We start from the raw sequence: 15,141 nt of genomic DNA on the forward strand, positions 1-15,141 counted from the left end.
TAACTAATATAAATAACTGGAGGTTGCGTTATGTTTGCGATAGACCGGGCAAAAAAAGTTTTGACGCTCGTGATTACGTGCCTTGGTTTCTTTATGGTCTTACTCGATGTATCAATTGTGACCGTCGCACTGCCAACCATGCAGGCTGATCTGCATGTCGGCATCTCGGACCTGCAGTGGATCGTCGATGCCTATACATTGCCTTTCGCCGTTCTTTTACTCACTGCCGGTACGCTAGGGGATCGCTTTGGACGCAAGCGTCTCTTTCTCGTTGGACTTGCCATCTTTACGATTGGTTCAGCTCTGTGCGGCTTTGCACCAACGCTCGGGTTGCTGATCGCGGGAAGAATATTACAGGGTATCGGTGGCGCAGCCCTCGCTCCTGGCAGTCTTTCAGTGCTTGCATTCACGTTTCCCGATGAGCGCGAACGTGCTCAAGCGATTGGTATCTGGTCAGGTGTATCCGGTATCGCGCTGGCCGCTGGTCCATTGATCGGGGGATCACTCATTCAACTCTCAAGCTGGCCGGCGATCTTTTTTGTCAACCTGCCCATTGGCATTATCGCCTTCGTATTGGGGTGGCGCGTGCTGGCGGAGTCGAGGAATCCTCTGGCTCAACGTGCAGACATCGCGGGCCAAATCCTGATTATCGCCGGCTTGACGGCTTTAACCTATGCTTTTATTGAAGGCAAAACTCAGGGATGGACGTCAACGCTCATCCTCACGCTCTTCATACTCGCAGCCGTATTCATTGTCGCCTTCCTGGCCGTGGAGGCAAAAGCAAGTGAGCCATTACTGCCACTGTCACTGTTTCACAATAGAACGTTCTCGACCGCAAACGGTGCAGCTGCAGTCGTTGGTTTCGCCCTGTTGGGTACAGTCTTTTTTCTGACCCAATACTTTCAGGGCATACAGGGCTATAACGCCCTTGGTTCGGGCTTACGCACGTTACCCAACACCATTGGTATCTTCCTCGCCGCTCCGCTGGCAGGTCAACTTACCGCTCGTTTCGGGCCACGGCTTCCTGTCACCATTGGTGCTTTCTCGGCAGGGATCGCGCTCCTCCTGCTCACCAGCATTAGTCCGACAACTGCATATGTTGACATTTGGTGGAAATTGGCCATGCTGGGAGGAGGCTTTGGCTTGATGCTGAGTCCGCTCACGACTGCAGTACTTGCCGTAACACCGCCTGCGCGCGCAGGTCTGGCATCATCGATAGTCACCACAAGTCGGCAGATTGGCAGTGTCCTGGGTATAGCCTTGCTTGGCACGTTGGTGAATAACCAGTTCACTGCAAATATTACCAGCAGCCTGACAACGAGAGGAGTGCCCGAGCCGGTTAGCCAGAATATCGCTACTGCTGTGGCCAATGCAGGCTCCCAGGCGAACAAACTGCATTTTCCTGCGACATTCCCCATTCCAATGCGAGCGGTCCATGCGCTATTGAATCAGGCATTTACAAACGCTATACACGAAGCATTCCTTGTCTCGGGCGTTGCTCTGCTCTGTACGGGCATATTGTCCGCGCTCCTACTCGGACGAGGACAAAAAGTAGCGCCTGTTCAGCATGATGCTGAAGATGGCTTGATAGAGAGTTTTGAGTCAACGATAACTGCGCTCGATTAAGACGCTGCGCACGTGAAACAGTACTTGCCGTGGGATATCCCATGCGAGAAAGGGTTACACTATGGATATACAGAGCCTTCCTCAACCAGAGGAATTGCCTTCGAAGATGCGTACACATCCAACCGTCATACAGATGTATCAACGACAGGCGGAAAATCATTCTCAATCTCATCTCGAGCAGTCACTTGACGCAACCTGGCTACGGGAACTGTGTCTACAAGCTGGAGCAGACGATGTGGGCTTCGTTGCTTTGCACCGAGCAGAAGTAGCTGATCAGCGAGCAGAGATACTGGCGAATGCTCCTTTTGGGCAGACCTTGATCAGTATTGTCTGCCGTATGAACCGCGAACCAGTGCGTTCACCAGCGCGCTCTATCGCCAACGCTGAATTTCATCATGTCAACGAGCACCTCACGGCCATCAGCCATAGGATTGCTGCGCAACTCGAACAACAAGGCATACGTGCGATGAATGAAGTCGTAGGCTTCCCGATGGAAGTGACCAGACTGGCGGAAGGGCGGAAACCCTATGTCATCTCACATAAACCCATAGCGGTTGCCGCTGGACTAGGGCATATGGGCATCCATCGTAATGTCATTCATCCTCGTTTTGGCAACTTTATCCTGCTGGATACAATCGTCATAGGAGCAGAGGTGAGCGCGGAAGACCATCCCATCGCCTACAATCCTTGCCTGGAATGCAAATTGTGCGTTGCCGCGTGCCCGGTCGGAGCGATCAGCCCGGAAGGGAAGTTTGATTTTCAAGCCTGTTCTACGCATAATTATCGCGAATTTCTTGGCGGTTTCAAGGAATGGGTAGACACAGTGGCCGATAGCCCATCCGCAGATGCGTATCAGGAACAGGTAACCCCGGCAGAAACACTCTCTCTGTGGCAAAGCCTAGCCTTCAAACCAAACTATAAGGCTGCATATTGTATGGCGGTCTGCCCGGCAGGAGAAGATGTTATCGGGCCATACCTGACCGACCGCAAAAAACATGTACAGACAGTCGTGAAACCTTTACAGGACAAAGTAGAGCCGGTGTATGTGCATGAAGGTTCGGCGGCAGAGGCGCACGTACGACGCCGCTTCCATCACAAAACAGTACGCTTGGTGAGACAATGAGCCTCTTTGGGAACTCTTTAAAAATTTAGGATAACCCATAACACTGTAGCGAATTCTGTAACATCTACTTTATAGAAACATCTCATAATGTTGTGTGGACGACATACAGCTCAATGAATGTTGTCATGTCAACTTTGAAAGGAACAAACAATGAGCACTATCGTAAAAGCCGCTGCCGTGCAGATCAGCCCCGTGCTGTATAGCCGACAGGGGACCGTTGAAAAGGTCGTGAAGAAGATTCATGAGCTGGGCAAGCAGGGAGTTCAATTCGCAACCTTTCCCGAAACTGTCGTTCCCTACTATCCCTACTTCGCCTTCGTACAATCCCCGTACGACATGATGGTGGGGAAGGAGCATCAGCGTCTCCTTGAAGAGTCGGTCACGGTCCCGTCTGCCGAGACGCAGGCGATCAGCGAGGCCGCAAAGGAGGCGAGCATGGTCGTTTCGATCGGCGTCAATGAGCGCGATGGCGGCTCGATCTATAATACGCAGTTGCTCTTCGATGCTGACGGGACGCTGATCCAGCGCCGCCGCAAAATCTTACCCACCTACCATGAACGGATGGTCTGGGGCCAGGGTGATGGCTCGGGCCTGCGCGCCGTCGAGAGCACCATTGGGCGTATTGGGCAGCTCGCCTGCTGGGAGCACTACCAGCCGCTCGCGCGTTACGCGCTCATTGCCGATGGTGAGCAGATCCACTCGGCAATGTATCCCGGATCAATCTTCGGCCCGGGGTTCGCAGAGCAGACGGAAGTGAACATCCGCCAGCATGCCCTCGAATCCGCTTGCTTTGTCGTCAATGCAACGGCGTGGCTCGATGCCGATCAACAGGCTCAGATCATGAAGGATACGGGGTCCTCTATCGGACCGATTTCCGGCGGCTGCTTCACAACCATTGTCAACCCGGAAGGCCGGATCATTGGTGGGCCTCTTAAAGTCGGAGAAGGTGAAGTGATAGCAGATCTTAACTTCGCTCAGATCGACTCTCGCAAAAGACTCATGGACGCACGCGGTCACTATAGCCGCCCCGAACTGCTCAGCCTGCTCATCAATCGGACACCTACCGCACCCATCCATGAGCGCGGCACGCACGCGCAGGCTGAGGACTGGCGCACGACGGTCGAGGAGGCAAGGGCCATCGAGATACTCTAGTCAGCTAGCCATCAGCCACGCCCGATCCAGCATGGTCGGGGAAAAATCAGTGAACTATCAAGTAAGGAGTTTGACGATGAAATCGACACATGACAACCCGATCCTTGTGACCGGGGCGGCTGGCAATTTCGGTGCTATCGGTCGCAACCTCACCGCATTGCTGCTCGCTAAGGGGCAGAAGGTACGCGCCCTGGTCCGGCAGGAAGATGAGCGCGCCGAAGCGTTACGCCAGCTTGGTGCGGAGGTTGTGCAGGGCGACCTGACAGATCTCGCCTCGATGCACCGCGCGATCGAAGGGTGCACACGCATCTACTTCGGCATGTCCGTCTCTGCGGCATATCTGGAAGCCACGGTTAATACCGCCGCAGTGGCGCGCCAGCACGGGGTTGAGGCTTTCGTGAATATATCACAGATGACGGTCTCGCAAATGAGCATCACCGAAACCACAGATAGCTCACAACAAAAGCTGCACTGGCTGGCGGAACAAGCACTCTCATGGTCGGGACTGCCGGTCGTCACGGTCCGGCCAACAGTCTTCCTCGAAAATTTCTTCCTGCTTTTCGCCGCGACCAGAGTACGGGAAACTGACGAATTAGCTTTGCCGATTGGCAGCGGCAAAACCTCGCCTATCTCGACTCTTGATGTGGCGCGTGCCATATCCGTCATCCTTGATGACCCGATCCCACACATCGGCCAGGCGTACAATCTGACTGGATATGAGTCGGCCAATCTTGACCAGTACGCACGCATCTTTTCCGAGGCACTCGGCCGGACGATCCGCCCGCGTGATGTACCGCTCCCTCAATGGATTGATATGCTTCGGGGGGCTGGCATGCCTCCACATGTTGTCAACCATCTGGGGGTAGTGGCCGACCTCCACGCTCAGGGCCGTTACGATCGCATGACAGATGACTTCTTCAAGCTCACTGGTGAGAGACCAACACGGGTATACGATTTTGTGAAGCTTCATGCCGCTGAATTTACGCCGCATGAAACCACGGCTTGAGCATTCAATAAGCGTATATGGCCGGAGCATGCCCATCTGGTGTCGCTATCCTCAGGGAGGATAGACGAATCATCTATGAAGATCGGCAATACTGCAGGGTCGTTGCGGTAACATAGTTCTAGGGCAAGGAGGAGAGAGTGCTTCTGTCCTCTCCTCACGCTTTTTGAAAGATGGGAACCCACCAACTCATCCTTTGCGATGGGATGCTTTCGCATCCCATCGGTGTCTAATCTAGTCCTTATTCACGAATTGAAGAGAATGCAAATACTTCGAGTTGCTGGATCTCTACGACATGATCAACCGTATAGAGGAGAACTTCCTGGCTGTCGGGAGAGGGAGAGGGAAAGATCAGGTCCGTAATGATCACTTCTCCGTTGCCCGCGAAAACTTCTATCGCAGAACGCGCCAAACATTGGCCATGCATTCCTTTCATTCTTTTCACACAACCTTCTCTACTCCTCCATATGTCGTGTCTACTCCTCCATAGATAAAAGCAGAATCAGACAAGCAGTTTCCCGAATACTGCTCTCACCCTGCGCTCTTGGAGGTCTCTGTGCAAACACCTTTTGCTTTTGCTGGGGAAGACAGGTATCTCCTGGAAAGTTACCCATCCATATGTTTATGGCTAACTTTCCGGGGTGTATCTGGTACGTGTGATACATTCCCATTCTTGGTGAGACTTTTATCGCAACTACGACACCACATGTTTTTCGTCGGCATCTGACGTACCAAGAGTCATCACACGAGTTGGTTCTTTTTCTTGAAGATCCGGAATGGTGGGAGTAGCTTGAGCGAGAAGAAACCAGCATTTTTCGCTTTACTGGGTTTCAGGGACACTTTACTGCTCGCCGCGAAAACCGGCACGGGAAGTGGTATTGGTATGCATATCGTAAAGCTTGTGGCTCACTGGTCAAGGCCTATCTCGGCAAATCAGAGGAACTGACCGAACAACGCCTGGAGAGCGTCGCGCAAACCATCACTGAGCGTTGTTCGGCCTTGCGCGACTTGCCTTCAAGTGAAGCACATCCGCCCAAGCCACCACCCCAACATTCCGTGGTTTCCAAGCGAAAGAGCCGTCTGGAGCGCCTTTCACCATCAAAAAGCGATGGGAGAGCGCCAGAGGAACGCACACACACACACGATGATGCTTCCACAGTATCTTAAAGTGATGACAAATATGCCTATCGGTCATCCGTTCAGACGGCCAGCCGTCTTGGGAGAACTGCGACTCCCGCTACTCCTCGCCCCATTTGCAAAGGGTCGGAGCTACTTTTACGCAAAATGTTCCAACTACCGTTGATATCAGCGTGAAGGATGGTTCCATCCTTTGCACGATACCAACTGCGAGCAATGCGCTTGCCTGAGAACACAGGCTTCTCAGAAGTGTTTGCGTGATACGTTGGGATGGGGTCGCCGTCAAGGAAGCTCGCTTTGCTGGTATAGCTCTCTTCCTGAATGATGATCTGGATGCCAACCAGCCTGGCTTTGTACGTCAACTGGTCAATAAAACGAGCGTGGGGAATGTGCACAAACTGCTGATTGTTTTTACGGCCCATATTCGCTTCCTGCTTCCAGAGTGGATTTTTGCCAATGACCAGTGTACCGATCCTCTCGCTTACCAATAGATCAATGATGCGACGGCTGGCCGTGTGCAGATAACTGTCAACACGGCGATTGCGCTTCGTCGTCACTCGATCCAGCTGGCGCGAGCTAAAGCGGTTCTCATGGCTGAGGCGGCCCTGATGTTGGGCGCGTTGTTTGTTGTAATACTGGTTGACACTTTTGAGTGGCTTCCCACTTATCAAACGAGGTACAAAGCCGGATTTGTTGCTGGTGAGCGCCGCCAGGACATTGACCCCTAGGTCAAGAGCCGCCACCAAGCTGTGGTCAACATCTGCGTGTTGCTCTTGTTGCTCATACACAACCTCGGCCATATACCCATCTAACCGGGGAACAATCCTCACCTGAGCAATCTTCTCCCAATCGGTGATTTTGGTCGCAATTGCGATGGGTAATCCCGATGGCACCAGCTTCCCCGTTTTCTTGAAAGCACGTTTGCCCAACGCCTGCTTGTCATACATGAGCAAAAAACGGCCTTTTTCCTTGTCTTTGTAGCCTGGCAATTTTGGTCGTCCCGTGAACGGGGTTGGATCCTCCCGATAGGCTTGCATCGCTTCAAAAAAACTGAGCCAATTTTTGTGAAGCTGAATCAAGATGGAATTACTCACCTTGCGAGGGAGCGCACAATAGGCGTCATGCTGCTTCAAACGGTGAAAGATGGCGGCATACGGTACATAGATCCCCTCGTGGATAAAGGCTTGCCTGATCTGATAATTGGCCTGATTGTACAGGTTTTTGGACGCGAACGCCGCCCGATCAATCGCGGCAAAACGCGAATCAGCTTTGCGAATAAGATGTCGTTCCACGACCTGCATCAGCGTCTTCCTTTGTCTGTAGCTCTTGCACGAGTCGCTCTGTTTTGTGCCTGGCACGCCGTTGTCCGTACAATCTAGCACAGAACGAATACATGATGCTCGTAAGATCAGCCAGCAATTCTTCGGTATCGTTGTGTGTGGGATTCACCACTTCAATGACACGCCCCTGAACAGAGAAAAGGGCCTCAATGTAATGGAAGCCAAAGCGGGTGAGTCGATCACGATGTTCAACGACAACCCGTGTGATAGTGGTATCTTTCAAGAGACTCAGCAATTTCGGGCGGCTATCATTGACGCCGGAAGCGATCTCTTTGACGACCACAGCCACCTGATAGCCACGAACAGTACAATACTGACTCAAGCGTTCAGCTTGCCGCTCGAGGTGCTCGCGGTGCTCGGAGGAAGAGACGCGTGTATAAATAGCCGTTTTTTGAACCGCTGGCGCTGGATCTTGCTCAGTGACAATGATCGTTCCGGAGGGAGCCTGATAGCCTTGGATCGTTCCAGCTCGAAACCAACGTAACGCCGCCCGATAGCTAATTCCTTGTTGTCTTGCATACTGACTTAATTTCATGCAAGAACCGTAGCAGAAAAATATCCATTTGTCAACGTTTGACGTCATTTCTTAGAAACATTTATAACACTGCTCTCTCAAGGAGGGAGTGATAAACAGGTTGCCGCATGGCATCTCAAAGCGGCTCACTGGTCTGAGCAGTACGGCTTTTTTGATGATGCCTTGCATCACCTCCTTGCCGCGCACCATTTCCCAGAAGCGGCTCAACTTCTGGAACATTTCTGCGAACAATTAATGAAAAGTGGCAAGACTGCCACGCTTTTGCGCTGGCTCCAGGCTCTTCCAGAGGAATATATTCAATCACGACCCTATCTGAGTTTGTATTATACAGGCGCGCTTGTGAGTACAGAACAATTTGACGAGGCTGAACGGCACCTTCGAGATGCCGAAAGGGCTATTGAGGCTGTAAAGCAGCAAGAGACAGCCATCTCCACCACGCATCGTGCTCGCCAATTTTCTGCTCAGACTCAGCATCTGCTGGATGCGCTGGCCGTCACCCGCGCGAGTCTGGCTGGTTTTCGCGGAGATGTCGCTCAGGCTATAGAACTCTCGCACCAGGCCCGTTCCCACTTCAGAAAAACCGATGCGTATCTGGAAAGCGTCCTGTCGGTGAGCCTCGGTATGGCCTATCTGCGCACTGGCGACCTGGCCAGGGCCGCCGAAGCCTTTCGAGCCGCTGAAGTGATGGGGGATACCGCTCATCACTTCCATCTCTCGCTGGCCAGCGCCAGCACCCAGGCCTACCTGCTGATGGAACAGGGACACTTGCACCAGGCAGCAGAACATTACCGACAGCTTTTGCGCCTTGCAACGGAGGAAGGACAGCAGCCTGCAGCGTTGAGTAGTGCGTATCTGGGGTTGGGAGAACTGCACTATGACTGGAACGAGCTGGATCTCGCCGAGCATTCACTGCGTCGTGGGTTACACGGAGCGCAGCATTGGGAACCCATGACGACTCTGGTACGTGGGTCACTATTTCTTACCAGGATATACGTGGCGCACGGAAAGACTACCGAAGCGTTCAATGACCTTCACGTCCTTGAAAAGCAGATTTTCCACCAGCACCTCCCGCGCTTCCTTCCCTATCTCGGGGCGATCCGTGCCGTGATTTTCCTGGCAGAAGAGAAAATGGAGCAAGCGGCCCGTTGGGCGCAGGAATCGCACTTACAAGTGGATGATGAATTAAACCTTCTTTACGAATTCCCCTATCTCATCCTGGCACAGGTTTTGGCACGCACTGGTCGACCTGATGATGCAACTCTGCTGCTCGCGCGACTGCTTACCCACGCAGAAGCAGAGGGACGGATGCGCAGTGTCATTGATATTCTCGTGTGCCAAGCTAGCGTCTTCCAGAGCCAGGGTGAGGACATCCACGCTCAGCAGGCACTTCTCCGTGCAGTCGTGCTCGCTGCCCCCGAGGGCTGGCTGCGTGTGTTCATCGATCAGGGAGAGCCGATACGGACACTCCTCTGTACTATACGTGCTCAGCATGCCAACGATCCCTCGGTTTTCCCACAGGTAAGCCCGTTTGTCAACACGCTCCTGACGCTCATCGAGCGAGAACGGCCAGATCGTTTCTCCCCACAACCCTCTGCTCCTCATCCGAAAAGCACCACCTCGCCAGTGTTTTTAACCACACGTGAACGCGAGGTGCTCCATCTGGTAGCCCTTGGACTTTCCAATCAACACATCGCGCACGAACTGGTGGTTGCGGTAAGTACCGTAAAATGGCACCTGAAGCAAATCTCAACCAAACTTGCGGTTCACAACCGCATCCAGATGATCGCACGCGCACGAGACATCCACTTGCTCTAGCCATAGTGATCCCTCGATGCTTCTTGTCCCAAAAACCCTCCCAGTGGAGGGGGCGCAAAAAGCACAGACAGACTATAGTAGATGGTGTGGTTCTGGTTTCATGCCGGAAACATCACGAATCCCTTTCAGGTTGGAGGAACCGTTCATGATTTTTGGATCTGTTTTTGCTGAAGCAGGAGGGGCACAGCTTCTTCGTGGGGTGTTTTCACTTCAATTTGCCCAGTTTCTTGTCGCACTCGTCTTTGCGATCCTGTTCCCAGTGACCAGTGCGGCCGTACTCAATTTCGCTGAGCGCAAAGTAATGGCCTGGATGCAGGATCGAGTCGGCCCCATTCACACTGGTCCAAAGGGGAGTCTACAGCTCCTAGCAGATATTGGCAAAATGCTGCTCAAAGAGGATGTGCATCCGGCTGCCAGTGATAGACTCGTCTTTTTGCTCGCTCCCGCTGTGTTTGTTGCTCCGATGATTGCGACCTTTGCAGTCCTGCCTTTCTCGCCTTTTCTGGGTTTGCCCGGAACCGCTCTCGAGGTGGGTATTCTCTACTATGTTGCAATGAGTTCGCTCGATGTTGTTGGGGTCGTGATGGCCGGCTGGGGCTCGAATAATAAATATGCACTCATTGGTGGGTTACGTTCTGCCGCGCAAATGATCTCCTATGAGCTTCCGCTCATGCTCTCGCTGATCGGAGTGATCATGCTCACCAGTATGCTGGCGGGGACTCCTGGATATCCGGGGCAAAGCGGACTTGGGACCATTTCTGTGAAAGAGATCATCTCCTTTCAAAGTGTAGCCGATTGGCCAGGAAAAGGCCTCGCTTTCTGGGATTTTGTCTTCAAGGGCAATACCCCCTGGACCTGGTTCCTGTGGGTGCAGCCATTAATGCTACTCATCTACTACATCTGCGGCCTGGCCGAAACGAACCGTGCGCCTTTCGATTTACCAGAAGCCGAGTCAGAACTGGTTGCGGGCTACCTGACGGAATACAGCGGCTTGCGCTGGGCCATGTTTTTTCTGGGCGAATATGGGAATATGACGGTTGTCTCAGCTATTGCAACCTCCCTTTTTTTGGGTGGGTGGGCAGGACCAGGTGTGGGCTACCTTACCGCTTCGGATATGGCTTGGGGCTGGCAGGTCCTGGGAAATCTTCTTGGCCTGGGCTACTTTGTCACGAAGGTTTATCTTCTGAGCGTTGTCTTTATCTGGATTCGGGCGACCCTTCCACGATTACGTTCTGATCAGCTGATGCAATTTGCCTGGCTCCTGCTGCTTCCAATCACGCTCGGCAATATTCTAGCCACGGGTTTCCTTTCCTTGCTGGCAAACGCGTTCCGGCTCTCCACCTTTCCGTTCTTGCTCGGCCTGGGAGTGCTCAATTGGGTCGCATTGTTGGGGTTTCTCTGGCTCGTTGGACGAGTGACGCGGATCACCACACGTAAAGCGCAGGCGCCTGCCTTCCAGGCGCACCTCCGTTTGAGGAGGGTACCTCCTAGAGTGGATGAAGCGGCCTCGTAAAATGGACAAGAAGTCGTCTTTTCTAAAAGAAAGGAACGAGTGATTGTGATGCAGAATATATCGTCCCCGATCCGTTCTCCGAAAAGCGGGATGGGCCGTTGGTTTGCAACGTGAGGAGGACGCGAAGTGGGTTACAGCCCAGTCAGAGCGCCTGCGCATCTGGCTGTGGAAAGGGCAGATCTAGCCAGCGTTGCAAGAACTCTTGCAACGCTGGCTGGAAGAGGGCCGAGGACCTCCCAAAGTAAAAGCCCTGCAAGCAGCCATCATGTATCTGAAGAACCAACGGGACTGGATCGGCGATGACGAGGAGTGGAGACGGCAAGAGTATCCGGTGGGCAGCAACATCATTGAACGGGCGGTGGCCGTGGTCATCAATCGACGGATGAAGCGGCGTGGCATGAGTTGGCTACGCCGCAATGCTACCTCCGTCACCGCATTGCGCGTCGCCTGGCTCAACGATGACTGGATACGCCTCACCAATGCACGCATGTATCCATAAGCTATGGGTTGACTGATCCTGGGTTTTGGGCGGAACCTCAAAATTGAGGACCGAAATTTTCCTACATTGGTCGTAGACTCAAAGATGTTCACACTGAACAGTTCTGACAAAGAGCCACTATTGAAAAAGGGAAGAAAAAATCATTATGAGTATCCACACGAAATCCGATTTCAAGATTATCTCCTGGGATCAACACCCTTACGATGAACCGAAGGAAGATTCTAAGCTCTTGAAAACAGACGTGAAGAGAAGTTTCCAGGGTGACATCAAAGCTGAGAGTACAGCCGTCCTCCTCATGTGCCTGGCAGCCAACGGCTCAGCTGGGTACGTTGCCACAGAGAGAGTCGTCGGGCGCATCGGAAGCCGCTCAGGGAGTTTCGTCATTCAACATGGTGGGGCAGTAGAGGCTGGCAACGTGACAGATTCCTTCGGATACGTTGTCCCGGGTTCCGGCACAGGCGAATTGCAAGGATTGCGCGGGCACTGTGGGTGGCACCACGATGAGCACGAGGCGACGTTCACCCTCGACTACGACATCGAATAGAGCATCTCGCGACACCGCAAACATGCATGTTTGCGGATGTCGCCTTCGGCCAAACTGGATAGACACAAAGTCAACAATCTGCCGTATCACAAAGTTCCCACCCCACACATAGGACAATTGCATCGGGTAGCTGACACTTCCTCCAGATGCGCTCAACGCATTTTACTGAAGGCCGAGCTGTGTACTTAGCCAGGCGAGGCGATCCTTCTGGCTCGTTCCATCGGTGAGCGAATGATCAGCCGTGTAGAGATGAAGCGTATAAGGCTGATTCGTTACTTCGACCAGATTGTTTACATCTGCAAGAGAGATATAAGCATCCTGCCGGGCACATTGAAAAAGAAGAGGGGTTGGCGCTATATGCCCCACGAAATTCAGTGGATCAAGGGAAGCCGTCTTCTCCAGATAGGCAAGGCGCTCTCGTGGCGAGAGCGTATCCAGAAAATATGGTACGTTCCAGTTACTAAAGCGATAGGTCAGGGCCATCAGTACGACTGCTTTGAGATGGGGATCAATACCAGCAATAATTGATGCATACATAGCTCCATAATCGTGGCCAACGAGCGCAATGCGTTGCTGGTCCACCAGCGGCTGGGAGCGCAAAAGATCAAGGCCACGCCGAAATACAATCGTTTGCCGAATAGTTGCTGCGCAATCATGCGTACTATCCTTTGGTGCTTCTATCCATGGGTACTTTCCCTGAGGCAAGAGCGAGACAGTTCCTTTCTGCGCCAGCGTCACAGCTTCCTCAAGGAACTCGCTACGATTTGCCGTCGCGGAACTATCAAGCCAATGCAAAAAAAGCACGCCTGCAAAGGGTCCCTTACCAGCAGGCATCACCAGGTAAGCTGAAACGACCTCACCCTGGGAAACATACGTAATATCGTGGATGCTAACGCTTCCCTGCCGGGTAACACGCACTTCTTTCATCTGCATAGGGGCCTTTGTGTCATAGTCAAATTGATGTGCCAGGTCATGGTCGCTGGCAAAACCAGAAACACACACAGGTTTCTCCTTCTGGGATACACTAGCCTTTGCCTGGGTTGTCTGAAAGAGCATCCAGACACTCAAACAAAGTACACTCACAACACAAAACAGTCCACCCAAACGTAAAAGGGTGGAACGACGTGGATAGATTTTCATGACGGCTCCTTCTCATCAGGCATCAAATACATCACAATAACAACCTGGCTTGAAGATATCCGAAAACAAAAAAAGCTGCCGCAGAAAATAGGGCCGGTAGCGATGAATTTCCGTTGAATATGCGCATAGTGTTCTGTATAATCCTATAGGAGGAAATAGAATCAGAGAAATGAGGGCAATGTCAGGAACCCCACGCATAAATGCGGGGGCTTGCTCCGGTAAGCCCAGACCTGACCAGTCTCAGTTTTGAAACAGAAACTCCGTTCGGAGTGAAATAGGTACGTCGGGGTGCTTTCCAGCCCCGACCTCTACGGCCACTGATTAAACAGGAGTACAGGGTGAATCCAGTATCATTGGCGTTAAACCACGCACGAACATTGACGAGGAACACATTACCTACGAAAGTAGAGGCTCTTTATGAGCAAGGTTTTTGTTGTTGATACGAACTCCCAACCACTTGATCCCGTCCATCCTGCAAGAGCACGCATCCTTCTCCATGGGGGAAAAGCGTCAGTCTTTCGTATGTATCCGTTTACGATTATCTTGAAGACCGAAGTTCTTGAACCAGAAGTACAACCGTTGCGCATCAAACTGGATCCCGGTAGTCGAACCACAGGCATTGCTCTTGTCAATGATGCTTCAGCAGAGGTGGTCTTCGCTGCTGAACTTGATCACCGTGGACAGACGGTAAAAGCATCTCTCGATGATCGCCGTGCCGTTCGCAGATCAAGGCGGCAACGAAAAACGCGGTATCGCAAAGCTCGATGGCAGAACCGAACACGCGCTCAGGGATGGTTCCCACCGTCACTTGAGAGTCGCCTTGCGAATGTGCTCACGTGGGTCAACCGTCTCTCATGGTATGCGCCTATCTCAGCGATCAGTATGGAATTGGTACGATTTGACATGCAACTGATGGAGAATCCCGAAGTGTCAGGGGTGGAGTATCAGCAAGGCTCCCTGGCTGGCTACGAGATCAGAGAATACGTGCTCGAAAAGTGGCAACGGGCTTGTGCCTATTGCGAAGCAAAAGATGTTCCCTTACAAATAGAGCACATCCATCCACGAGCAAAAGGAGGAACCAATCGCGTGAGCAACCTGTGTCTGGCTTGTGAGAAGTGCAACACAGCGAAAGGAACGCAGGATATTGCGGTTTTCCTCAAGAAGAAACCAGAGGTGTTGAAAAAGATCCAGGCCCAGGCAAAAAAGCCGCTCAAGGATGCGACGGCGGTAAACAGTACACGATGGAAACTCTTTGAACGACTCAAGGCGACAGGATTGCCAGTAGAATGCGGTTCTGGCGGTCTGACCAGGTACAACCGAACGACGCGCAACCTCCCAAAGACGCACTGGCTTGATGCAGCAAACGTCGGAACGAGTACCCCTGTAGTTTTGATAACCAAGGGGATCAAACCATTGAAGATCAAAGCGACAGGGCATGGTAGGCGAAAAATGTGTGTGACGGACGCTGACGGGTTTCCAAAGCACCATAAAGAGCGCAAGTCATCATACATGGGGTACAGGACAGGCGATATGGTCAAGGCGATTACCCCGAAGGGCACCTATTGGGGGCGAATTGCCATCCGCCATCGTCCATCGTTTCGTCTGGGTAAAACCGACGTTCACCCCAAATATATGCGCCGTTTGCATCGGGCAGACGGCTATGAGTATACATATGAGACGAAAGGAGTGCGTGATGCTCCTCCCCATGGGTGAA

The 15,141-nt window shown here is 52.6% G+C and carries 13 protein-coding genes; 9 read left to right on the top strand and 4 right to left on the bottom strand.

The window, feature by feature from the left end:
- The first annotated feature begins 30 nt into the window (after positions 1 to 30).
- From EL633_RS23525 to EL633_RS23540, 4 genes are all read left to right on the top strand, one after another.
- On the top strand, positions 31 to 1,626 hold the full coding sequence (locus EL633_RS23525; protein ID WP_126629738.1) for an MFS transporter: 1,596 nt from the start codon (positions 31 to 33) through the stop codon (positions 1,624 to 1,626).
- Between the two features lie 61 nt (positions 1,627 to 1,687).
- Positions 1,688 to 2,749 (top strand): 4Fe-4S ferredoxin, encoded by a 1,062-nt coding sequence (locus tag EL633_RS23530; RefSeq protein WP_126629739.1) that lies wholly within the window; start codon positions 1,688 to 1,690, stop codon positions 2,747 to 2,749.
- Between the two features lie 150 nt (positions 2,750 to 2,899).
- Positions 2,900 to 3,901 carry a nitrilase-related carbon-nitrogen hydrolase gene (locus EL633_RS23535; RefSeq protein ID WP_126629740.1) on the top strand — a complete coding sequence of 334 codons (1,002 nt, stop codon included), beginning with the start codon at positions 2,900 to 2,902 and terminating at the stop codon, positions 3,899 to 3,901.
- Between the two features lie 76 nt (positions 3,902 to 3,977).
- Positions 3,978 to 4,907, top strand: coding sequence for an SDR family NAD(P)-dependent oxidoreductase (locus EL633_RS23540; RefSeq protein ID WP_126629741.1), 930 nt, complete (start codon positions 3,978 to 3,980; stop codon positions 4,905 to 4,907).
- A 238-nt stretch (positions 4,908 to 5,145) separates the two neighbouring features.
- On the opposite strand, the gene EL633_RS23545 is transcribed toward EL633_RS23540, so the two are convergent.
- The 3 genes from EL633_RS23545 to EL633_RS23555 form a co-directional block, all read right to left on the bottom strand.
- Entirely contained in the window at positions 5,146 to 5,340 is a 195-nt protein-coding gene (locus EL633_RS23545) for a GH32 C-terminal domain-containing protein (protein ID WP_246039330.1), read from the bottom strand.
- A 763-nt stretch (positions 5,341 to 6,103) separates the two neighbouring features.
- The gene (locus tag EL633_RS23550) at positions 6,104 to 7,342 is read right to left on the bottom strand and encodes an RNA-guided endonuclease InsQ/TnpB family protein (protein WP_126629743.1); all 1,239 of its coding nucleotides are present in this window, start codon (positions 7,340 to 7,342) and stop codon (positions 6,104 to 6,106) included.
- Positions 7,305 to 7,916, bottom strand: coding sequence for an IS607 family transposase (locus tag EL633_RS23555; protein ID WP_126629744.1), 612 nt, complete (start codon positions 7,914 to 7,916; stop codon positions 7,305 to 7,307). The genes EL633_RS23550 and EL633_RS23555 overlap by 38 nt, the downstream gene beginning before the upstream one ends.
- A 162-nt stretch (positions 7,917 to 8,078) precedes the next feature.
- On the opposite strand from EL633_RS23555, the gene EL633_RS23560 reads away from it, so the two are divergent.
- The 4 genes from EL633_RS23560 to EL633_RS38265 all read left to right on the top strand — a co-directional run bounded on the left by EL633_RS23560 (position 8,079) and on the right by EL633_RS38265 (position 12,287).
- Positions 8,079 to 9,731 carry a LuxR C-terminal-related transcriptional regulator gene (locus tag EL633_RS23560; RefSeq protein ID WP_126629745.1) on the top strand — a complete coding sequence of 551 codons (1,653 nt, stop codon included), beginning with the start codon at positions 8,079 to 8,081 and terminating at the stop codon, positions 9,729 to 9,731.
- Positions 9,732 to 9,876: 145 nt separating this feature from the next.
- Positions 9,877 to 11,244, top strand: a complete 1,368-nt coding sequence (locus EL633_RS23565; RefSeq protein ID WP_126629746.1) for a complex I subunit 1/NuoH family protein — start codon at positions 9,877 to 9,879, stop codon at positions 11,242 to 11,244.
- 190 nt (positions 11,245 to 11,434) lie between these two features.
- Positions 11,435 to 11,743, top strand: a complete 309-nt coding sequence (locus EL633_RS23570; RefSeq protein ID WP_126629747.1) for a hypothetical protein — start codon at positions 11,435 to 11,437, stop codon at positions 11,741 to 11,743.
- A gap of 145 nt (positions 11,744 to 11,888) precedes the next feature.
- Positions 11,889 to 12,287, top strand: coding sequence for a DUF3224 domain-containing protein (locus tag EL633_RS38265; RefSeq protein WP_126629748.1), 399 nt, complete (start codon positions 11,889 to 11,891; stop codon positions 12,285 to 12,287).
- A 162-nt stretch (positions 12,288 to 12,449) separates the two neighbouring features.
- On the opposite strand, the gene EL633_RS23580 is transcribed toward EL633_RS38265, so the two are convergent.
- A complete protein-coding gene (locus EL633_RS23580; protein ID WP_126629749.1) occupies positions 12,450 to 13,427 on the bottom strand; it encodes an alpha/beta hydrolase family protein in 978 nt (325 codons plus the stop codon).
- Between the two features lie 417 nt (positions 13,428 to 13,844).
- Here EL633_RS23580 and iscB point away from each other — a divergent pair, with 417 nt between their 5' ends.
- Positions 13,845 to 15,140 carry an RNA-guided endonuclease IscB gene (iscB, locus tag EL633_RS23585; protein WP_126629135.1) on the top strand — a complete coding sequence of 432 codons (1,296 nt, stop codon included), beginning with the start codon at positions 13,845 to 13,847 and terminating at the stop codon, positions 15,138 to 15,140.
- Position 15,141 lies beyond the last annotated feature (1 nt).

Origin of the sequence: Dictyobacter alpinus (genome assembly GCF_003967575.1) — a bacterium.
Taxonomy (GTDB): Bacteria; Chloroflexota; Ktedonobacteria; order Ktedonobacterales; family Ktedonobacteraceae; genus Dictyobacter; species Dictyobacter alpinus.

Excerpts from the sequence above, each read along its gene's own strand:
- EL633_RS38265 (WP_126629748.1), top strand. The coding sequence starts at position 11,889 with ATGAGTATCCACACGAAATCCGATTTCAAGATTATCTCCTGGGATCAA.
- EL633_RS23525 (WP_126629738.1), top strand. The coding sequence starts at position 31 with ATGTTTGCGATAGACCGGGCAAAAAAAGTTTTGACGCTCGTGATTACG.
- EL633_RS23530 (WP_126629739.1), top strand. The coding sequence starts at position 1,688 with ATGGATATACAGAGCCTTCCTCAACCAGAGGAATTGCCTTCGAAGATG.
- EL633_RS23550 (WP_126629743.1), bottom strand. The coding sequence starts at position 7,342 with ATGCAGGTCGTGGAACGACATCTTATTCGCAAAGCTGATTCGCGTTTT.
- EL633_RS23540 (WP_126629741.1), top strand. The coding sequence starts at position 3,978 with ATGAAATCGACACATGACAACCCGATCCTTGTGACCGGGGCGGCTGGC.
- EL633_RS23535 (WP_126629740.1), top strand. The coding sequence starts at position 2,900 with ATGAGCACTATCGTAAAAGCCGCTGCCGTGCAGATCAGCCCCGTGCTG.
- iscB (WP_126629135.1), top strand. The coding sequence starts at position 13,845 with ATGAGCAAGGTTTTTGTTGTTGATACGAACTCCCAACCACTTGATCCC.
- EL633_RS23565 (WP_126629746.1), top strand. The coding sequence starts at position 9,877 with ATGATTTTTGGATCTGTTTTTGCTGAAGCAGGAGGGGCACAGCTTCTT.
- EL633_RS23545 (WP_246039330.1), bottom strand. The coding sequence starts at position 5,340 with ATGAAAGGAATGCATGGCCAATGTTTGGCGCGTTCTGCGATAGAAGTT.
- EL633_RS23580 (WP_126629749.1), bottom strand. The coding sequence starts at position 13,427 with ATGAAAATCTATCCACGTCGTTCCACCCTTTTACGTTTGGGTGGACTG.
- EL633_RS23555 (WP_126629744.1), bottom strand. The coding sequence starts at position 7,916 with ATGAAATTAAGTCAGTATGCAAGACAACAAGGAATTAGCTATCGGGCG.